Annotated in this window: 21 protein-coding genes and 1 pseudogene; 8 read left to right on the top strand and 14 right to left on the bottom strand. The window is 60.9% G+C overall.

The features are described from left to right. The 3 genes from ACTHN9_RS06155 to ACTHN9_RS06165 form a co-directional block, all read right to left on the bottom strand. A partial coding sequence (locus tag ACTHN9_RS06155) for a cache domain-containing protein (RefSeq protein WP_440535885.1) occupies positions 1-933 on the bottom strand: 933 nt, incomplete at its 3' end. A 183-nt stretch (positions 934-1,116) separates the two neighbouring features. Next, on the bottom strand, positions 1,117-1,275 hold the full coding sequence (locus ACTHN9_RS06160; RefSeq protein WP_440535869.1) for a hypothetical protein: 159 nt from the start codon (positions 1,273-1,275) through the stop codon (positions 1,117-1,119). Between the two features lie 203 nt (positions 1,276-1,478). Continuing rightward, complete coding sequence (locus tag ACTHN9_RS06165) at positions 1,479-2,417, bottom strand: LysR family transcriptional regulator (RefSeq protein ID WP_440535870.1); 939 nt, start codon at positions 2,415-2,417, stop codon at positions 1,479-1,481. 163 nt (positions 2,418-2,580) lie between these two features. Between ACTHN9_RS06165 and ACTHN9_RS06170 the strand changes: the two genes are divergently transcribed. Then, positions 2,581-3,600, top strand: a complete 1,020-nt coding sequence (locus tag ACTHN9_RS06170) for a zinc-dependent alcohol dehydrogenase family protein (RefSeq protein ID WP_440535886.1) — start codon at positions 2,581-2,583, stop codon at positions 3,598-3,600. Between the two features lie 45 nt (positions 3,601-3,645). On the opposite strand, the gene ACTHN9_RS06175 is transcribed toward ACTHN9_RS06170, so the two are convergent. From ACTHN9_RS06175 to ACTHN9_RS06210, 8 genes are all read right to left on the bottom strand, one after another. Further along, positions 3,646-4,938 (bottom strand): aspartate carbamoyltransferase, encoded by a 1,293-nt coding sequence (locus tag ACTHN9_RS06175; protein ID WP_440535871.1) that lies wholly within the window; start codon positions 4,936-4,938, stop codon positions 3,646-3,648. Between the two features lie 82 nt (positions 4,939-5,020). Further along, a complete protein-coding gene (locus ACTHN9_RS06180; protein ID WP_440535872.1) occupies positions 5,021-5,266 on the bottom strand; it encodes a hypothetical protein in 246 nt (81 codons plus the stop codon). Then, positions 5,263-6,507 carry an alkaline phosphatase family protein gene (locus tag ACTHN9_RS06185; protein WP_440535887.1) on the bottom strand — a complete coding sequence of 415 codons (1,245 nt, stop codon included), beginning with the start codon at positions 6,505-6,507 and terminating at the stop codon, positions 5,263-5,265. The genes ACTHN9_RS06180 and ACTHN9_RS06185 overlap by 4 nt, the downstream gene beginning before the upstream one ends. 248 nt (positions 6,508-6,755) lie before the next feature. Continuing rightward, complete coding sequence (locus ACTHN9_RS06190) at positions 6,756-7,244, bottom strand: NUDIX domain-containing protein (protein WP_440535873.1); 489 nt, start codon at positions 7,242-7,244, stop codon at positions 6,756-6,758. A 453-nt stretch (positions 7,245-7,697) separates the two neighbouring features. Then, positions 7,698-8,489, bottom strand: coding sequence for an alpha/beta fold hydrolase (locus tag ACTHN9_RS06195; RefSeq protein WP_440535888.1), 792 nt, complete (start codon positions 8,487-8,489; stop codon positions 7,698-7,700). An 87-nt stretch (positions 8,490-8,576) separates the two neighbouring features. Continuing rightward, on the bottom strand, positions 8,577-9,239 hold the full coding sequence (locus tag ACTHN9_RS06200) for a dihydrofolate reductase family protein (RefSeq protein WP_440535874.1): 663 nt from the start codon (positions 9,237-9,239) through the stop codon (positions 8,577-8,579). Between the two features lie 48 nt (positions 9,240-9,287). Next, positions 9,288-9,695 carry a GNAT family N-acetyltransferase gene (locus ACTHN9_RS06205; RefSeq protein ID WP_440535875.1) on the bottom strand — a complete coding sequence of 136 codons (408 nt, stop codon included), beginning with the start codon at positions 9,693-9,695 and terminating at the stop codon, positions 9,288-9,290. A 203-nt stretch (positions 9,696-9,898) separates the two neighbouring features. After that, positions 9,899-10,999: a LysR substrate-binding domain-containing protein gene (locus ACTHN9_RS06210; protein WP_440535876.1), complete on the bottom strand. Its 1,101-nt coding sequence runs from the start codon at positions 10,997-10,999 to the stop codon at positions 9,899-9,901. On the opposite strand from ACTHN9_RS06210, the gene argH reads away from it, so the two are divergent. Further along, positions 10,911-12,437 (top strand): argininosuccinate lyase, encoded by a 1,527-nt coding sequence (gene argH / locus ACTHN9_RS06215; RefSeq protein ID WP_440535877.1) that lies wholly within the window; start codon positions 10,911-10,913, stop codon positions 12,435-12,437. The genes ACTHN9_RS06210 and argH overlap by 89 nt on opposite strands. A 108-nt stretch (positions 12,438-12,545) precedes the next feature. Here the strand turns inward: argH and ACTHN9_RS06220 are convergent, their stop codons facing one another. Together ACTHN9_RS06220 and ACTHN9_RS06225 are read right to left on the bottom strand one after the other, a co-directional pair. Then, on the bottom strand, positions 12,546-12,758 hold the full coding sequence (locus ACTHN9_RS06220) for a helix-turn-helix domain-containing protein (RefSeq protein WP_440535878.1): 213 nt from the start codon (positions 12,756-12,758) through the stop codon (positions 12,546-12,548). A gap of 97 nt (positions 12,759-12,855) precedes the next feature. After that, complete coding sequence (locus ACTHN9_RS06225) at positions 12,856-14,118, bottom strand: type II toxin-antitoxin system HipA family toxin (RefSeq protein WP_440535879.1); 1,263 nt, start codon at positions 14,116-14,118, stop codon at positions 12,856-12,858. A gap of 112 nt (positions 14,119-14,230) precedes the next feature. Here ACTHN9_RS06225 and ACTHN9_RS06230 point away from each other — a divergent pair. Next, positions 14,231-14,590, top strand: a pseudogene (locus ACTHN9_RS06230) (hypothetical protein); the annotation flags it as partial. Here the strand turns inward: ACTHN9_RS06230 and ACTHN9_RS06235 are convergent. Continuing rightward, positions 14,550-15,605 carry a LacI family DNA-binding transcriptional regulator gene (locus ACTHN9_RS06235; protein WP_440535880.1) on the bottom strand — a complete coding sequence of 352 codons (1,056 nt, stop codon included), beginning with the start codon at positions 15,603-15,605 and terminating at the stop codon, positions 14,550-14,552. The pseudogene ACTHN9_RS06230 and the gene ACTHN9_RS06235 overlap by 41 nt on opposite strands. Before the next feature lie 233 nt (positions 15,606-15,838). Here ACTHN9_RS06235 and ACTHN9_RS06240 point away from each other — a divergent pair, with 233 nt between their 5' ends. The 5 genes from ACTHN9_RS06240 to ACTHN9_RS06260 form a co-directional block, all read left to right on the top strand. Next, on the top strand, positions 15,839-16,900 hold the full coding sequence (locus tag ACTHN9_RS06240; RefSeq protein WP_440535881.1) for a fatty acid desaturase: 1,062 nt from the start codon (positions 15,839-15,841) through the stop codon (positions 16,898-16,900). A gap of 17 nt (positions 16,901-16,917) precedes the next feature. After that, entirely contained in the window at positions 16,918-17,241 is a 324-nt protein-coding gene (locus ACTHN9_RS06245) for a non-heme iron oxygenase ferredoxin subunit (protein ID WP_131321869.1), read from the top strand. 82 nt (positions 17,242-17,323) lie between these two features. Beyond that, on the top strand, positions 17,324-18,358 hold the full coding sequence (locus ACTHN9_RS06250; protein ID WP_440535882.1) for a sugar ABC transporter substrate-binding protein: 1,035 nt from the start codon (positions 17,324-17,326) through the stop codon (positions 18,356-18,358). Between the two features lie 37 nt (positions 18,359-18,395). Continuing rightward, on the top strand, positions 18,396-19,625 hold the full coding sequence (locus ACTHN9_RS06255) for an NAD(P)/FAD-dependent oxidoreductase (RefSeq protein ID WP_440535883.1): 1,230 nt from the start codon (positions 18,396-18,398) through the stop codon (positions 19,623-19,625). After that, the coding region (locus tag ACTHN9_RS06260) for a sugar phosphate isomerase/epimerase family protein (protein ID WP_440535884.1) at positions 19,622-20,293 on the top strand (672 nt) is incomplete at its 3' end. The genes ACTHN9_RS06255 and ACTHN9_RS06260, both read left to right, overlap by 4 nt.

A 20,293-nucleotide genomic window follows, 5' to 3' on the forward strand; every position in this document is an offset into this window, starting at 1 on the left:
CTTCACGTTCGTCGTCATTTCGTCCATGCTCGACGCCGTCTGAACGAGCGCGGCCGCCTGCTGCTCCGTGCGCTGCGAGAGGTCGGTGTTGCCGGCGGCAATTTCGCTCGCGCCGACGTTGATGTTTTCCGTCCCGGCCCGCACACGCATGACGGCATCGGCGATGCCCGATTGCATGTGCGCCAGTACGGACATCAAGCTCGATTCGTCGCCGTGCTTGACGGGAATGCGCGCCGTCAGGTCGCCCTCGGCAATCCGTCGCGCGGTATCGACGGCGATTTCGAGGTCGCCTCCGAGGCCGCGCCGGATGCTACGCAAGACCAACATCATCGCGATGGTAGCGGCGATGCCGAGCACGCCGATGATGACCGCCCAGCGCACGATGTTCGACACGAACGCCGCATTGACGTCGTCCATGTACATCCCGGTCACGATGTCCCAGTCCCAAGGCGCGAAGCGCAATGCGTACGACAACTTGGCAACCGGCACGTCGCTGCCGGGTTTGGACCACAAGTAATGAACGAACCCGCCTTTTTCTTGATTAGCCGCTTTGACGATATCGAGAAAGAGGTGATTGCCGGCCGGATCCGTGAAGTCCGACAAGTTCTTGCCGACCAATTGCGGTTTGATCGGATGCATCAGCATGACGGCTTGCGAATCGTTGATCGAGTAGTAGCCGTCCGTAGCGTAACGCAGGACGCCGATGGCTTGGGCGGCTTGCTTCTTCGCATCGTCCTCGCTCATCGTGTGTTGCTGGGCTGCATCGTAGTAATGCTGCGCGACGCTATTCGCTTCTTGCACCAGGGCGACCAGCCGGTCTTTGCGGTCGTCGATCATCGATGCGCGGTTCTGCCATACGCCCGCGATGCCGATCAAGATGAGCCCGGCCCACAGCACCGCGATCATTGAGCCTAGCTTTTGATTCAAGGTCAGTTTCTGCATTGAGTCGCTCTCGATTAGTCGGTCGATTGGCGGCTTCGTATGATGAATTCTCGAGTTGAAACCGCGCTTGGCCGTTCTATCGGCCCCTTTTCTCAAGCGGCGCAGAGGGAGAAACCCTGATTTCGAGCGTCGGCTCGTTGTTGCAGAGGGAGATACGAACGTTCCGCCCGCGATTCAGTGCAGCGACGGATTTTTGTCCGGCGGACCTTCGGGCCGCTGCGGCTCGTCGTTGTGATGGCCCGGCGAGGGAGGGACGACCGGTTCGCCTTCGGGATCGCGCGTCGGGTCGGCGACGGGATCGGGAATCGGTGTGGTGTGCATGCGATAGTCCATGGCGTGTGCGTATCGGGAGGAGGTTGGGCAAATCCGAGACGGCGTCGAGGCGTGTTTCTTTTATATGCCATCCATCGGGACCGCGCGCGGCATTTCGGCGCACCGACGGCAGTGCACTGGGCGCAGGCGCGGCAGCAAACGCAAGCATGCGGCGTGCCTGTGGCTCCGTTTGCGGCCGGGTCGCACCCAATCGCGGCAGCCGACTAGCCTGCTCCGTCTTGTTCCAAGTGGGTGCGTGTCGCCAGCATCGACGGCAGGCGCGCGGCCAGCATATCGATGGCGACGCGCACGCGCGTGGGCAAATGCCGCGTGCGTCGCCATGCGAGATGAACATCGATCTTCGGCCCGGGCGTGTCGGGCAGCAGACGCGCGAGCGATCCGGCGCGCACGTCGTTCACGACGAGCCAACAGGGCAAGCGGGCGATGCCCGCGCCGGCCTTTACGGCGGCCACGATCGTTTCCAGATCGTCGAACCGAAGCCGATGCTTCATCGTGACCGTTCGCATCGAGCCCGTTTCGTCGGCCAGCGGCCAATCGGTATCGCGGCGGCCGCTTGCGTAGAGCACGGCATGGTGCCCCTCCAATTCGGCTATCGTCTGCGGCGTCCCATGGCGTGCGAGGTAGTCGGGGCTGGCGCACAAGGTCATCGTTTGCTCGCCGAGCTTGCGCGCGACGAGCTCGGCCGGCGCCTGCCGCAAGGAGCCGCTGCGCACGACGAGATCGATGTTCTCGCCGACGAGGTCGACGACTCGGTCGGTGAAGCTGATCTGCAAATCGAGCTTGGGATAGCGCGAGGCCAGCTCGAGCAAAACCGGAGCGATACAGCGGCGGCCGAACAGTACGGGGACGCTGACATGAAGCCGTCCTTGCGGCGCGAGCCGTGCCGCGTTCAACGCCGCTTCGCCCGCGTCCAATTCGCCCAACGCGCGCACGCAGTGGTCGTAAAACGCTTGTCCGTCCGCCGTGAGGGCTTGCCGGCGCGTCGTGCGCACGAACAGCCGCGTGCCGAGCCGCTCTTCGAGCCGCGCGATGCTTTTGCCGATGGCGGAGCGAGTCAGATTCAGCCGATCGGCGGCCAGTGCGAAGCTGCCCGCTTCGGCGGCTTGGACGAATGCCGAGATACCCGCGAGTCGGTCGCTCATGATGTGATGCTCCATTCGGTTTCGTTGTAGTTTGTATCGGTTGGCTTCGATACGATCGATTCCATTCAGTCTACAATCAAACGAAAAATTGCCGTCACTGAGGACGTTCTCTCCCCATTATGATTTTGATCATCGATCAATTGGGAGAACGAACGTGAGTGAATTGCCATCGACGATGACGCAATGGACAGCGAGTAGCCCGGGCGCGCGGCATCTGGCGCTCATGAGCGTCCCGGTGCCCACGCCGGGCGAACATGAAGTGCTGGTGCGCGTCGACGCCGTCTCGCTCAATTACCGGGACATCGGAGTGGTCGAAGGCGAAGCGTCGGGGGGCGGCGTGCCGTTCCCGCTGACGCCCGGCTCGGATCTGGCCGGGACGGTCGTCGCGACGGGTTCGCGCGTCACGCGCGTTCGCGAGTCGGACGCCGTGCTCGGTACGTTTTGGGCGGGCTGGCTCGACGGCGATTGCCCGCCCACCGCACGCGTGCTCGGCGGGTCGTTGCCGGGTGTGCTCGCTCAGTATGTGGTGCTGCACGAGGATTGGCTCGTGCATGCGCCACGCACGCTGAACGCGGTGCAAGCCAGCACGCTGCCCTGTGCCGGGCTGACGGCCTGGTTCGCGCTGGTCGAAAAGGGCGGGTTGCGGGCCGGGCAAACCGTCCTCGTGCAAGGGACGGGCGGGGTCGCGCTGTTCGGATTGCAACTGGCGCGGGCGCACGGCGCGCAAGTGATCGTGACATCTAGCAGCGAGGAAAAGCGGCGCCGGGTGCTAGAACTTGGCGCCTCGCACGTCATCGATCGGACTGCCGGCAACGGATGGGACACGCAAGCGCGCGCCTTGACCGACGGGCGCGGCGTCGATCATATCTTCGAACTCGCGGGCGGCGAGAACCTCGGCATCTCGCTGCGGGCGCTGCGGCAAGGCGGCCGTATTTCGCTGATCGGCGTGCTCGGCGAATATGCGATGACCTTTCCCAGCATCCCTTCGTTTTTGACAAGGCCCGTGATACAAGGCATTGGCGTGGGGCATCGCCGCGCCTTGGAAGAACTCGTGCGCGCTGTCGATGCGGTTTCGCTAGCGCCTGTCGTCGAAGCGATCTATGACTTCGAACGGTTGCCCGATGCGCTCGCGCATCTCAGTCGCGGCGCGTTCGGCAAGGTCGTCGTGCAGGTGAATCGCTAGGGGTGGTTTGGGGTGCGCCGGCCTCGAACTGGCGCGCCCGGCGCCTCAGTCGATGCCGTGAAACACGGCGTCGTCCGGGCCGAGGTACGCGGGCGGGCGCCATGTCGTGTCGCGCATCGAGTGCTGGACCAGATGATCGACCCCGAGCAGCACGGCGAAAATCGCCATGCGCACCGGAATCCCGTTATCGGTTTGGCGGAAAATCGCGAGCCGCGGATCGTGGTTCAGATCGGTGCTCAGATCGTTCGCCCCAGGGCGGCTATCGCGCGGTAGCGGATGCATGATCAACGTGTCGCGTCCGCAGGTGGAATCGACGAGTGCCTGATTGATTTGGAATTCAGGGGTATAGCCTTCGAACGATTCGTCGGTGAAGCGTTCCTTTTGAATCCGCGTGGCATAGACGACATCGGCGCCGCGCAAGCCCGAGGTCAAGTCGTTCGATTGTTCGACCACGTGGCCGTTGCGCGAGATCTGATCGACGATATAGGCCGGCATTTCGAGCGTGGGCGGCGAAAGCAGGGTGAACTTGATGCCGCGGTAGAGCGCGAGCAGCTTGACGAGCGAATGCACGGTTCGGCCGTATTTCAGATCGCCGACGAGAGCGATATGGGCGCCGTCGACGATCTTGCCGAGCCGCGAGAATTCCCGCTGGATCGTATAGAGATCGAGCAGCGCTTGGCTGGGATGTTCGCCGGGACCGTCGCCGCCGTTGATGACGGGCAAGTTCGTGGCGCGCGCGAATTCGGCCACCGAGCCCTGTTCGGGATGCCGCACGACGAGGGCATCGACATAGCCGCTCATCACGCGGCTCGTGTCGTAAATCGATTCGCCTTTCGCCATCGACGAAAACGTAAAGCCGGTCGTATCGCAAACCGAACCGCCGAGCCGGCAAAAGGCGGCGCCGAACGAAACGCGCGTGCGGGTACTGGCCTCGAAGAAGAGATTGCCGAGCACGGCGCCTTCCAGGACGCGCGAAATCTTCTGGCGCCGGGCGACGGGTTGCATGACGTCGGCCACGCGGAACAGCGCTTCCACCGAATCGCGCGAGAACTGATCGACCGACAGCAACTGCGCCTTGCCTTCGAACAGGATTTGGCTCGCGAGCGAAGAGGTGCCTACGCTTTGCGTATACCCATCATCTCGTGCGCGACTGACTACGATCTCGGAGACAAAACGTCCGACGATCTCGGGCATCGAGCGCGATTCTTGGGAATCTTCAGGCAAAAGCCAGGTATCCAAGGCGCGCCGGCTTACGCCGATGCGGTTCGCGAAGGCGTCGCGGGTCATGTTCATGCGGCGCATCGCGTCGCGCAGGAAGGCTTGCTGAGGGACGGTCATCGGCGGCCTCAAGGTTGAGTATGTACGCGATGCGTATAGTACTTCCTTGGCCGCGGAAGTCAAGCCGTGATTCGTGTGCGCCTTACTGGGGCCCTCTGTGCCGATGCCGCCGCCGCTCTGCACGCTTCGCCATCAAATGAGGCATGACTTCGTCGATGTATTGCTTGGCGTCGCCGCGGGTGGAGATTCGATTGAAGCGCTCGTATGCGGCTGCTTCGCCGACTAGCTCCATGTGAGCCTTGCGCACGACGTGCAGCAGCCCCACAAATGTGCTCGAATCCGGCAGGGGCTCGTGATCGCGTGCGTGGGCAGGAATCGTCGTGGTCATGTCGCGATCTCCTCGGGGCAATCCTGTCGATAGGTGTGAGCGATCAAGTGCAAGACGTCTTTAGCGTTCTTGTCGCGATCCGTGAGCGGGTGAAGGCCGAACAGCCGCTGCAGCGTCGCGGGCACCGAGCTGTGATCGTACGGCGTGTGATCGACCAGGCCTTTCGCAACCCAAGGCGAGACGATCACGGCCGGCACCCGCACCCCAAGGACATCGAATCGGAATCCGTTCGCGTTCAACGTGGCCGCCGCGCCGTCGTTCGGTGGCGTGGCGGGATGGGGTTTGGCCGAATCGTAAAAGCCGCCATGCTCGTCGTAGAGGATGACGAATAGACTTTTGTCCCAGAGCGGCGAACGGCGGATCGCCGCGTAGACGCGCGCGACCAACTGATCGCCGGCGGCGAGCCCGTCTCGGGGATGCTGCGAACTGCCGTTCTCGTAGGTGTCGTTGGCAACGTCGCCGTAGCTCGGTTCGATGAAGGTATACCGAGCGGTATAGTTGGCGGCGAGGTCTGCTTCGAAGTGCGACAGATCGTCGACGTCGAAGAAGCTGATGCCTTTGATCGAGGCAACCTGCGGTATGTGCCCGCGTGGATCGCCTAGGTGGTCTTGGTAGAGTCGGTAGCGGTCTTTGCCCAACAAATCGAATATCGATCCGTTCGGAAACACGAAGCCCTCTAGCCCTTCCCATTTGCACATCTCGGCCGAAGTGGGCGAGTGGTCGAGCCCGGCCGAGGATGCTCCGTGGAGGAAGTATCGGTTTGGCCAGGTTGGGCCGGGCAACGACGAGTGCCAGGCATCGCACAGCACGAACTCTGTCGCGAGTTGATATAAGGCGGGGCACTGCGTTCGGGTGTCGACGGCGCGCATGATGTCGCCTGCATCGCCGATCGCCGGAGGGGCACCTTCGGTGCGCGTGGTGGCGTAGTTCGCGACGAAGCCGGAGTTGTCGATCGGCGGATACGGTTGGCCGCTCTGAAGCCGCGCACCTTGGCCGCATAGTTGCTCGACCACGTCGGTGAATTCGTGTCCTGGGTCGGTCGGCAACTGGCCCGGCGCGCCGCCGCCGAATGCATAGGTCGCACCGTTGTAAGTGTTGGTGTTATCGGGCGTGGCCGCGTTAATGCCGGGGATGCCTGAAAGCGCGAAGAGGTGATCGAAGGATCGGTTTTCCAGCATTAACACGAATACGTGTTGAATGACTTCGTTCAAGCCGCTTACGGTCGTTTCATTAGCGTCCATCGCGTTCGCCCCCGTCGTTTCGTTGGCTTGCGAAGCCGTGCATTCGCGCCGGTTCGCATGCTTGATGCGGCCGCTCGCGCGGTACACCGGCGCGGTGATTCGCAAGTCTAGCGAGCGTGAAGCGGCGTTGTCAGTGTAGTGCGTCGTCTGCAGTCCCGCAAAAAATCGTGCGGCCAGTCTCTTTGCTGGCGAACGGTTTTTTCGTCATCGTGGAACGCGCGTTTCTCCTTGTTTATCTCTCGCGCGTTTCAACGAGGGCGGTTTTCGCCGAAAAACGCAGCCACGGGGCCGGTGAGCGCCAGGTGCCTCAGCTCTTCGGGTGAGGCTAAGCGCGTGGCGATAATTTCGCGGTTATCGAGTCGCAGTTCGGGCGCGCTTTCCAGGTGCAATTCGAAGAAGTGCACGCGGTCTCGTCGTCCGTCCCACAGGCCGTAGACACTGCCCGCGGGGCGCAGCGCGTCCGACGAGAAACCGATTTCCTCGTCCATTTCGCGCTGGGCGGCGGCTTCCGGTGTCTCTCCTGGGTGGATACTTCCGCCGGGAAGGCCCCATTCGGCCCGGTAAGAGGACTTCACCAGCAAGAGCGACTGTCCGATGTAAATGGCAACCAACGCGCCTTCGTGGCGAGGCCGGCGCAGGTGCCACCAGAGACGCGCTAGACGGAAGCCGACGCGTAGGGCGACACGCCAGATCGAGTCGATCAGTGCGGTCGATTGGGGGCGGTCGGGGCTCGGCATGAGGTATCGGTATTCCTGGGTTGTCGGTTGCGAGAGTATGCCTCGGCTGGCGATTGGCGCTCGTCTGGAGGATTGTTATCGATGCTCGGTTCGTCGCCCGATCGTTCGTGCGGGATGATATTGTTGCGTTCGCGTTACGGCAATCGAGGAGAGGCAATGGGCAGATATGAAGCGCCTAGTGTGTTGCGGCGCTGGACATTGGACGTGCCCGGCGGCGATCTCCATGAACTCACCGTTTTGGACAATGGTTGCGTTTGCATGGCGTCCGGCCGATTCGCGCACAGCTCAAGTGCGTGCACCTGCACGTGGGTGGAGTTCATTGGGGGGACGATGAACGCTCTGGCAGCCGACAAGCTTGGCAAGGGCATGCTCACTGAAGCCCTCGCGTACATTTCGAATGAGATGTGCGATTGACACTGCGGGGGCTCGCGCCGGGCCCCCATCGCAGCACGCCTATTGGGTCAAGAATCGCTTGATTGCCGCCGAAAAAGCGCCTTCGTCGTCGAGTGTCATTAGATGGCCGCAATTGGCCAGGGCGTGATCTCCGGCGCATTTTTTCAGCGCCCAGTCCGGTAGGTTCCAGCCTTTGCGCGAGTGTTCGCCGGAAAGCAAATACACGGGATGCCGATCGAAAACCTGTTCGACAGCCGCAAGATATCGCTCGTTGCCGGTTGTCGCGACGACCGATTGCCCCATGGCGCGAAGCGTCGACGCGCTTTGATGCGAGAGCCAGCGGCTGGCAACCTCTTTCAGAGGGGGCGTAGGCGCGGTCACCGAGCCGCTGATCCAAGCCAATGGGTCGGCACGGAATGCGGCCAACATGGCGTCGGCTTGCTCGGGACTCATCCGGCCGACCGATGCCGACCAAAACGCGTCGTCCAACGTGAAGTTTCCTTCGACATTGACGATCCTGCGAACATAGTCGGGGTACCGGTGCGCGAGCAGCATTGCGATTGCACCGCCGACGGAATGACCGACGACATCCACGGGCCTGCGCCCGAAGCGCGCATCGATAAAGGTGCGCAGGTGTTCGACTTGGCCCGGCAGCGAGATCGAATCCGGCGGTGCAGATCGATGCTCGCCATAGCCGAGCAAATCGGGGGCGGCGTGTTCCGAGTCGTAGCTCGGAACGTCGAGTGTGCCGATGAAGCCGTGAATGAAAACAACGGGGACGGTATTGAGCATAGTCGTTATTATCTTGGCAAATGCCCGATTTAACAAATGGGATACGGCACGCAATCCCATCGTCTTTCGCATCGATAACGCGGATGCAACCGCCGCCGTATCGATTTCATCGACGCAAACCGCTGACTGATCGCGCGGAGCGGCCGATCAGCCGCCGCTTGAAGGCTCCCGGCGCATGACGACATGCGTGGCTTTATCCGTCGCGACGAATTCGACGCATTCGTATCCCAGCGCCCGCATATCGATCCCTTCGAGCAGCGGCTCTCCCTTGCCGAGCAGGACCGGCGAAATCGCTATATGCAGTTCATCGACGAGGCCCTCGCGAAGAAACTGCCGAATCGTTTCGGGTCCGCCGCCGATCCGCACGTCCATTCCGGCAGCGGATTCGCGGGCGCGGTCGAGCGCTTCGCGAATGCCTCCCGTGACGAAGTGAAACGTGGTGCCGCCTTCCATCTCGAGGCTGGGCCGCGCATGATGGGTCAAAACATAGACAGGAACGTGGTAGGGCGGATTATCTCCCCACCATCCTTTCCAATTCGTATCCGGCCAGTCGCCGCGAATCGGGCCGAACATGTTCCTTCCGAGAATCCAAGCTCCGACGTTTTGGAAACCACGGGCGGCGAAATCATCGTCAATGCCGGTGGTGCCGCTGTCCTTGCTGAACAATGACCGCTGGAACGTGCGCGTTGGGATGAGCCATTGATGAAGTTCGGTTCCGCCCACGCCGAGCGGATGATCGATGTCTTGATTCGGGCCTGCGCCATATCCGTCGAGCGAGACAGTGAAGCCAGCTACGCGAACGCGTGTCATCGGTTGCCTCCGTGTGAGAACGACGCTCTGCCGGTTTGGGGATGCCCGTCAGCGCTTTCGCTTGATGATAAATGCATTGTCCGCAGCCGCAAAATCCAAGGCTGGATAATACGACATGGCTCCCGGCGCGGAGAGGAGCACGACACTCACTTCGTCGCCCACCGTTTCGCGCGTTCGCCGAATGAGTTCCTTGCCTATTCCGCACCCCTGGTACTCGCGGTCCACAGCAAGATCCGACAAGTAGCAGCAGTAGGCATAGTCGGTCAACGAACGGGACAGTCCGACAAGGCGGCCCTCATGCCATGCGGAAATCGTCAACGCCGGGGCGGCGAACATGCGCGCGATACGCGGCAGATCGTTTACCGGCCGGGTAATGCCTGACGCCTGAAAGACTCGAATCACATCCCGCGGATCGAGCGGAAGGTTGTGCTGGTAGGTGATTTCAATGTGGCTCATGATGTCTTGCTCCGGATAGCGATCTCGATCGGCCGTTTGCTACACGGCTTGCGTTCGATTAGATGCCGCTGCGCAAATGTGGTCAAGGCACATATTCTCATGAATAGATTCCATGATCTCATGTCCGGGTCGGCGCGCAATTCCGCGCAATTCCGCGCAATTCGCGCCGGGCGCCACGGTTGGCGACGCACACGCCCCCGCGATTACCGAGCACGGGCGTCGGCATGGATCAGTTTCAATTTAACCAAGCGCTCCTGAACGGAGCGCACGAAATCGTCAACCAGCGCGTTAGCGGGGGCGCCGTGCGGCCGCAAGGCCGTGAACGAATAGTCGATGGCAGGGGAGAATGGACGAACGACACAACCGCACTGTTTCGCGACCTGCGCGGTAAACGGATCGATCACCGAGACACCCAAGCCGTTCGACACCATCGAACTCACGGCGATAGACCAGCTCGCTTCCATTTCCGTTCTGCGATGCACGTTCTCCGAGCGGAACAGGCTATCGATGGCCAGCCGGGTCGTATTGCCGGACCCGAGAGAGATGAAGTTCTCGTTGTGCAGATCTGCCGGTGTGACCGTGCGCTTGCTGGCTAGCGCATGCTGCGGCGGTAGAACGCAAACGCAACGGACTTTCCATAAAGATTGCGCGACGACCTTGTCGGTCTCCACCGGGCTAGTCGCGAACCCCAGATCGAAAAGACCTGAAGCGACCAGGTTGGTTACTTCGTGCGAATTGTACGTCTCGATGGCGACGCTAACGTTTGGGTGCTGCTCGCGGAATTGCGCGATGACGGATTGCAGGAAGCCGCACGAGAGCGTGGACATCGCCACGATTCGCAGTCTGCCTTCCCGTCCTAGGCGAATGCGTTCCGCCGCGCGCACGACTTGATCGATACCCACGAACACCCTTTCCACCTCCACATACAGCGCCTTTGCGGCGGCCGTGGGCAGCAATCCTCCTTTGCGGCGCGAAAACAACTCGAAACCGACCTCCTGCTCGAATTCGCGCATGATCTTGCTCACGGCCGACTGCGTGACGAACAGAATCTTAGCGGCTTCCGTCATGCTGTTTCCGAGCATCACGGCGCGGAAAGCCTCTATCTGCTTGAGCGTGATCATCATGAGATATCCGACTGTGTAGAGTCGGAAATGTAGCTTGACTTCATACCCTGTGGAAAGCCCTAATGACTGCAATTTATTTGGCGGAGGGCATATGGAATCGAAAGTCAGCGGTCTTCTGCATGAAGCGCTCTCCGAGGAGGCGCAAACGGCGATTTTTCTGCCATGGATCGAACAGTCCATCGGCCCATTGCTCCCGTTGCTGACGGAGCTGAATCAGGCACATGTGGTAATGCTTCACGATACAGGGCTACTGAATCGGGAAACGGCGGCGAGCCTCCTTGCCGTTGTAGATGAACTCGCCCAGGCGGGCGCGGACTCATTCGCGATCGACGGGGCGCAGGAAGACGTCTATTTCAACTATGAAGCCGAAGTCATTCGGCGGTTGGGACCGGACATTGGCGGCTGCCTGCATACGGCGCGCAGCCGCAACGACCTGCAATCGACGCTGGATCGCATGCGGGCGCGTAACGTCGCGTTATCGCTGATGGAGGGAACGCTGACGTTGCGGCGATCCTTGCTCGAGCAAGCCGCGAGATACATCGATTGCGTGATGCCCGGCTACACGCACCTGCAGCACGCACAACCGATCACTTACGGTTTCTATCTTGCAGGGGTAGCGCAAGGCCTGCAACGCGACTTCGAGCGGCTCGTCGGCGCCTTTCGGCGGTTGAATCAGTGTCCGCTCGGCGCTGGCGCGTTGGCGGGAACGACATTTCCCATCGATCGTCAGTCTGTCTCGGCGTTATTGGGTTTTTCCGCGCCGGTTGCCCATGCGCTGGACGCGATCGCCAGCAAAGATCCGCTGCTTGAATTGCTTGGTGCGGCATTGTTCGTCTCGACCACCTTCGGGCGGCTCGCGCAGGATTTTTACTTGATGTCGACGTTCGAATTTTCGACCCTGTCGCTGCCGGACTCTTTAGCGATCACGTCGAGCATCATGCCGCAGAAGAAGAACCAGGCGGTGCTGGAATTTCTCAAGGGGCGCCAGTCGCATGTGCTCGGCGCTCTGGTGACGGGCTTTGCTTCGTTCCGTGCCGCCCCTTACTCGCACGTTCTCGATTCGAACGCGGACAGTCTGCACTGGCTTTGGCAAGCCGCCGACGAATTGGTCGGTACGATTCCGGTTGTCGACCAAGTCATCCATCGCGCGATTCCGAACCGCGAACGCATGACTGAGCTGGCGGGTGCGAATTTTTCGACGGCGACCGATCTGGCCGATTTTCTCGTACAGAAGGAGGGGATGTCGTTCAAGGAGGCCCACCACATCACGGGACGTGTCGTCAGGTTGGCCATCGAAGCAGGACTCGGTGTGGCGGATATTCCGCCGGCGCTCGTTTCGCGCGCGGCGCGGGACACGACGGGGCGAAATTTATCGATGTCCCGCGAGGACATCGTGCATGCGCTCGACCCGCGCGCTGCGGTCGAGCGCAGAAGAAGCGGTGGCGGCCCCTCGAGGCACGATATGGCATCGCTGCTCGCACAATCGGAGCGGCAACTTGCGGCGGATCGGGAAGCGCACGAGACAATCCATGCGTCGATCCTGGGCGCCCGCGATCGGCTTCGCGCACGCGTTGCACGATTGCACCGGCCGGCGCGGCCTCCCGTCGAATGCGAGTAACACGGCATCATCGGCATGGGTTGCGCGGTTTTACGAACGTCCGACCGGTGCGCTGTGTCAGCGGACGCGCGACGGGGCAGCGATTTCACGCCCGCGCCGGGTGGATCGTCACGAAGCGGGTTCTTTCCTCCGAATCGGGACGAATCCCACCTGAAGGCCGAAAAGCTTCGCCACACTGTTGAGAGAATCGACAGTAGGATTGCCGGTCCCGCGCTCGATGTCCTGAATGACACGGCGGCTCACGCCTCGGTGCGCAGCGAATTCCGCTTGGGTTAAACCCGTCATCTTGCGCATTGCTTTCATGGCCTCGGGAATGGTCATATCGCCCCGTCCAATCCTTTCATAGAAGGCTGAGCGCAAGGCATTCTGTTCATCGCGGCTGAGCCGCGTCCGGGGGGGCATGATGGCTCTCGAACGGTTAAAGCGTTTTCAGTTGTCGGACTTGCGTATCGATGGATGGCGTGAGGAAGTGAATGATGTCGTGATCCACGCCTTGCGTCTCCATGATGTCGGGCAAGCCTTCGATTTGGACGGCAAATCGATTCAGGGCGGATGCGAGCACCCTTCGCTCCTCGTCGGGTAAAGATAGCGCCGGCAGGACATCGCCCCAGTCGGTTAGTTCGATTTGGGTATCGGGCCGATACCACCTAAGCGTGCGGGGAACGCCCTCGGGATCGAGATACATCGGCGCGAAATCGAACAAGGGAGTGAGTTGGACTTTGTCGCGGACCAATTGCACGGCCGTGTTGCGCGCGTGATTGTCGGTGTTGCGCATTGCCAGATTGAGTACGTCGCGCTTGATAAATTCCAACGTCTCCACTGCGGGATCGGTCACGACACGGCGGATTCCCGCGATAACTTCGAACAGGCTCGGGCGCCGATCGAAGCCCGTCAATCGCAGAACAGAAGCGATACTTTCTTGATGGAGGCGCTCGACTTTTCCGGCGCGAGCGATCCGATCGAAGCGAGGAATCAGCAAGACATTTTGGTGCAGCGTCGGTAGGCTCGCGTGAGTGCGGATGCCGAGCGCGGCGGCCACCCGCATATAGGCTGCCTCGTTGCGCAGGACTTTCTCGTCGGCAGCACTATGGCCGCGCGGCAACTTGGCGATTAGATGCTCCGTAGCTTCTGCATCGGAAAGAACAGCATCGCCGTGCAGCAAGCCTGCACGATCCCGCGTTAGCAAGTATTTCGGCGCGGCGCCTTGCACGCCCGTGGTTCCCGTGCCCAACATGCCGTGCAAGCGCATCCGTTCGGCAAATTCCGCGGTGCGCCCGACGACATCGTCGATTGTCAGGCCCGGTTGGTCGCGCGCGTCTGGGTGTCGTGCAATATGTGCCTGAAAGTAGCGGACGGCTTCGGCGACGCGAATGCGGCCGACCGGATCGAACGCGCCCGCACAGATGAGCGGGAAGTCCGCCTCGGGACCGTCCGCTAGCTGTAGCTCCCCTAGAAGGAAGCGACGGCCGGCCCCTTGCGGAATCAGGTCGTACAGAAAGGCGGGGAGGGTTCGGTCTGCACGGAGATCGAGATCCACGGGCTCCACCAGCGAGAGCGGTGCGTTCGTGTGCTCGACGGCATACGGCACCTCGTAGTTCCACTGGCAAAACCCGTTGTCGAACCCGATTTCGGCGCAATCGATCCAGCGGTTGTCCAGAAATATCTGTAGCGTGCAATCCATCAGGCGCCTCCTCGTGCTTCATAAATGTAGCACAAGAAGACGAAAAGCGGTTTTTGCGCCTCTTATAAGAGGCGCTGATCCGATGAAGAGAAAGTAGCAGCACCGCTGGGGCGAACTGATCCACGATGAGGATTACGGCGGCTCCATCGTGCCGATCATGATGTTGCATCATGAACACGACCCGGACTCGCAGATGCGCCCCTCGCCGATTTCGCGGGAGAAGCGCGAGGAACTGTTGCAGAGGATGATTACGGGGCTGACCCACATCTACCGCTACTTCGAGCCCCATCGGCGAGCGCTCGCAAGCCTTCCGGCTCAACGCGTTTCCCCTAGGTACGACGATCGGCGGGCTGCAGCGTATTTTTACGAAACGAGTGCCACGCATAAGACTGGATCGTACGGGGAAGCTTGCTGCGCACGGCACACGTTTACTAGTACAACGAGTAGCGGGAATAGGTCTCGATTGGAATGATTGCCTGAGCGGGAACGTCGCCCCCAGCGCGGACCGTTCTCAAATGTTCGACCGCAGTGCGAAGCAGGAGCCGAAGATCCTGTGTGAGCAAATAGTCGATGGTATCGGAACGCAATAGCGGCTCTGTTATCCGGTTCACTTCGTGCGTGATATAAACCGTCCGCCCCACAAGATCGTGTTCGCGCAGCGCCGCAGCCAATCCTTCGTTGCCGCCCGCCACGTTGTAGATGGCGTCGAGCTTGCCGTGTCCCTGTAGAAAGCGCATGGTCGCCTCATAGGTCGCAGCGCCGGAATCTGCGCCTTTGATCACCTCCACGAGGTTCACGTTCGGGAACCGTTGTCTTAGCAACGAACGGAAGCCAATCTCGCGATCCTCGTGGCACGTATAGGAAAACGTGGCGACGACCACTGCGACGTCGGGTGCGGTGTGCGCCTGCAGATGCCGTCCAATGAGGAACGCCGCAGACTGACCCGCCGCACGGTTATTGACGCCGACATAGGTGTGACGGGCGTCGGCATCGACGTCGGTGATCAGTGTCACGACCGGTTTGCCGGCAGCCATGCATTTGCGCAGTGCTGCGGTCGTTGCAGCCGTATTCGTGCAGATGATCGCGATCCCGTCTGCCTCATCGGCAGCCTTGTGTACCCTCGCGGCGACTTCATCGTCATGCACGCCCACGCAACCCTCGACCTCCAGGCGCACGCCCGACGCCGCGAATTCCACTTCGAGTCCGGCCGCGCTGCGCGTCAACTCCTCCGTAAACGCGTCGCCTGCCTGCGACAGCAACCTGAACACGTAGCTGCGCTGTCCCACGGGAGATGCCGGGCGCACCGGCGTCTCCGAAGCCAATTGCCTTATCGCTGCATCGATAGCACTGCGCGTGCGCGGATGCACCCCGGGTCGGTTGTTCAACGCGCGATCGATTGTCGCCCGGCTGAGCTGCGTCATTTCCATCAGTTGTTTCAGTGTTGGCTTGCCCATCGTCGCCCGGTCCTGGTCGTCGCAGCGCGGCATTGCCGCCCAGGCATCATTTTGCCTCAAAAATGAGTCTTTTGAGGCATACCCGAAGGCGCATCGCTAAATCCGGCAAAAACTCGCTTTCGTCTCGGGGAATACCCTTTTGTGCCTCAAAATGATGCATTTATGCGTTTGACATTGGCTCAAAAAGAGCCTTAAATGCGCTCAAGGATGATCAATGCATCACGCAGATCATCACGACGGTTAACATCAGGCACAGGGTCCGATTCATGTCCAACCAGCAAGACGGCAGGAAAACGATCACCATGGACGACTGGTATAAATGCCGGCTCGATAGGAAGGTGCTCAAAGAGGTCACGCGGCGTAACGACACCGCCGCGTTGCTGCATTTTGGCGGTTTCATTGCGTTGGTGGCGGCAAGCGGGGCGTTCGCGTGGCTGTCGCTCGATACTCCCTGGTGCGTACCGGCGTTCTTTCTTTACGGAACGCTCTATGCCTTCGCGGAGGCGATGGAGCACGAGTTACGTCATCGCACGCCCTTCAAAAGCGAATGGCTGAACGAGTCGGTGCACTGGCTGATCTGCTTCATGACGTGGCGCGAACAGATCTATAGCCGCTGGTCGCATGCGCAACATCATACGTACACGCACCTGACGGCAACCACCCCATCCGACGTTGAACTTGCGGTCAAGCGGCCGCCGAACTACCTGAAGCTTGTTACCGATTTTCTGCGTGTTTCGCACGGCATTCATCACCTTGGCAATATCGTTCTGCACACTTTCGGCATCGTGTCGAAGAGCGCGAAAGCCGTCGTGCCGGTCACCGAATATCGTGCGATGCGCCGCAATTCACGCGTGATTCTGCTGCTCTATATTGGCGTGGCCGGGTGGGCCATCGCCACCCATAGCTGGTTGCCCGTGGTGTTCCTTCTGTTGCCGCGCGCCTACGGCGCATGGCTGCATGAATTGCTGGCGATTACCCAGCATACGGGGTTGCTCGAAAACGAGCTCGATCATCGCTTCTCGACACGAACGATCAAGCTCAACCGGATGCTTCAATTCCTTTACTGGAATATGAACTATCACGTCGAGCATCACATGTTTCCTAACGTGCCGTTCCATGCGTTGCCGAAGCTGCGTGAGGCAATCCGGGAGGATCTGCCGCCTGCCTACGACGGCCTCTTTAGCGCGTGGAGAGAAATCCTCCACGTGTTCAGAATGCAGCGGCGCGATCCTGACTTTATGGTGACCCCCCTCGTGCCCGGCAAGCTGCCCGCCGCGGCTGCAGGCCAAACCGTCGGTACGCCGCCTGGCGCGGTTGAGGCTCGCTGAGCCGCGGAGATACGCCAATGAACATCCTGCAATGGCATCACGTCTGCGCGTGCGATGACATCGAAGAAGAGGACGTCATCGAGTTTAGTCACGACGGCAGGCTGTATGCGATCTATCACACGCCGACCGGTTTTTACGCGTCGGCAGGCCTTTGCACCCATGAAACAGCGCGCCTCACGGAGGGGCTCGTGTTTGGCGACATTATCGAATGTCCGATGCACATGGGACGCTTCCACATTCCGACAGGCGCGGCGAAAGGTGCGCCCGTCTGCATCAATCTCGCCATTCATCCCGTGAAGGTCGAGGACAACAAGGTTTTCATCGGGTTGCCAGCGGATTGACTGTGGCAACGCGCAGTTGAGGCAACGCGTGAATGGCCGATGTCGGCACATCGGCCCATAGACCATAAACAAGGAGACAGCCATGAAACATGCTATTGGAAAGATGCTCGGCCTGAGCGCCGTTGTGTTGAGTCTGGGACTCTGCACGAGCGCCTGCGCGGACCCGGTTGCCCATTTCGATTTCATCACGCACGCGCCGGATTCCGACGTGTGGTGGAATACCGTCAAGAACGGCATCACGCAGGCCGACCAGGATTTCAACGTACGGACCGACTATCGCAATCCACCAAACGGTGACATCGCGGACATGGTGCAACTGGTCAATCAGGCGGCAGCACGCAATTATGACGGCGTGGTACTCACGATTGCCGACTACGATCTGCTGAAAGGAGCCGTCTCGAAGCTGAAGGATAAAAATATCCCTTTCATTACCGCCAATACCGGTACGGAGCAGCAGAGCGCTGACCTCGGTGCACTCATGCACGTGGGCCAGCCGGAGTACCTGGCTGGCAAGGAAGCTGGCCTGCGTGCGAAAGCCGCCGGCATCAAAACGTTTCTCTGTGTGAATCACTATGCCACCAATCCGCTCTCATTCGAGCGTTGCCGTGGGTTTGGCGAAGCCATTGGTGCCGACTCGAAGGCGTCGTCGCTCGACGTCGGCACGGACCCAACCGGCATCGAAGCGAAGGTAAGCGCATATTTGCGGGCGCACCCGGATACGCAAGCGGTGTTGACGTTAGGACCGACTTCTGCGGACCCGACCATTCGCGCCGTGACCAAGCTGGGGCTTGCCGGGAAGATCTGGTTTGCCACCTTCGACATCGATCCTGACGTCGCGCAAGCAATCAAGGACGGCACCATCAAGTTCTGTACCGACCAGCAGCCGTATCTGCAGGGGTACATTCCGATCGCCATGCTTGCAATCATGCACAAGAACCACAACACGGATGTCGTCGCGGCTCGCGCGGAGCTCGAGAAGGACCCGAACTTCATCAAGCGTCTTCAGGCCTATGGGCTGAAGCCAGTCTACGAGGCGCGCAACATCAGCTCAGGACCGGGCTTCATTACGCCGCAGAACATCGAGCAGGTCTCGGCGCTGGCTGGCCGCTACCGCTAAGCTTAACCGGGAGCCGCTGATGAGCATAACGGAGCCGATGGTGATCGTCGGCGCGGGCCAGTGCGGAGCCCGTGCGTCGCAGGCGTTACGCGAGAGCGGCTGGGACGGCGCCATCACGCTTTTCGGCGACGAAGGTTTGTTGCCCTATGAACGGCCGCCGCTATCGAAGTCGGTGCTGCTTGGGCAAAAGACGATCGCCCAGTGCACGATTTACGACGAGGCGTTCTTTCGGGAACAGCGCATCGATCTGCGTACCGATGCGCCTGTGGCTGCGATCGATCGCGTAAGGCACAGGGTGGTGCTTGCCAGCGGCGACACGCTCGGCTATCACCGCTTGCTGATTGCGACGGGTTCCCGGCCACGCCGGCTGGATGTGCCGGGGGCGACGCTCGCCGGAGTCCATGTGCTGCGTGGCGTGTGGGATGCGCATGCGATCAGCTCCGAGCTGCGCCCGGGTCGCCGCATCGTGGTGATTGGGGCGGGTTTCATCGGCCTTGAAATTGCAGCGACAGCGGTAGCACTCGGTTGCGAGGTCGTCGTGCTCGAAGGGGCGCCGCGGGCGTTAATGCGTGCGGTGCCTGAAGTCGTGGCGCAATGCCTGGTGGCGCAGCATAGACAACGGGGTGTAGACGTCCGCTTCGGTGTACATGTGGAACGCTTTGTCGGAACGGCGCGCGTAAGTGGTGTACAGCTTGCAGACGGCACAACCCTGGCGTGCGACGCCGTGATCGCTGGCATTGGCGTGACGCCGTGTACTGAACTTGCACAGGCCGCGAAGCTTGACGTCGAAAATGGCGTCGCAGTCGACGCGACGTTATGCACGAACGACCCACGTATTTTCGCGGCTGGGGATGTTTGTTCGTTTCCCCACCCGCTGTTTGGCCGCCGGATTCGGCTCGAATGTTGGAAAAATGCTGAAGACCAGGCGCGTGTCGTCGCGCGCAATATGCTCGGCCGCGGCGAAGTCTGTTCGTCAGTGCCATGGTTCTGGTCCGACCAATATGACATGACGATCCAGATCGCCGGCATGCCTGCGCTTGGAACGACGACGGTGGTACGCGAGACCGGTTCGGCGTCGCGCGTGTTCTTCGCACTGAACGGCGACGGCGTGCTTGTCGGCGCGAGCGGGGTTGGACAGACTGGCGAAATTGTGCGGGATCTGCGCTTCGCACAAGAGCTGATTGCACGGCGCGCGTGCGTGGAGCCTCATCTGCTTGTCGATCGCGGGACAAAGCTCAGGTCGCTGCTCGCCGCGGAGGCGCAATGAATCAACGACTGCTCGTGTTTCAGTCGCTGTGGGCGATGGAGCGTCGCCACACCGATGGCTACGAACGCACACTCGAAGAGAACGTGCGGATGATTGCCGACGCCGGCTTTGACGGCGTAAGCGCGCACTATACGAAGCGTGCGGACGTTCGGCGGCTGGCCCGGTTGCGCGCCACATGCGGACTGCACGCGGAAGGTCAATGCTTTCCACGCACGATAGACGATTTACAGCCCGTGCTCGAAAATGCCGTCGAATCTGGCGTGCATCACATCGACCTGCAGCCCGACGTACGTCCTCGCACCGTCGCAGAATGCGTAACGCTGCTCGATGGCTGGCAGAGACTGGCCGAACAGGTCGATTTCCCGGTCTACATCGAGACGCACCGCGATCGCATGACCACGGATCTCTATTTCACGCTTGACCTGCTCGACGCGCGGCCCGATCTAAAGCTGCTTGGGGACATCTCGCATTACCTCGTTGGCCGCGAATTCTCGTGGCCCGTGTCCGACGAGAATCATGCGTTGATGCACCGTATCCTGGATCAGTCGTGGGCCTTTCACGGGCGCGTCGCGAGCCGCGAGCAGGTGCAGATAGAGCTATCGTTCGAGCCGCACCGGATGTGGGTCGATCTGTTTCTCGGCTGGTGGGGCTATGGCTTCGCGTCCTGG

Origin of the sequence: Trinickia sp. (assembly GCF_051953405.1) — a bacterium.
GTDB lineage: Bacteria > Pseudomonadota > Gammaproteobacteria > Burkholderiales > Burkholderiaceae > Trinickia.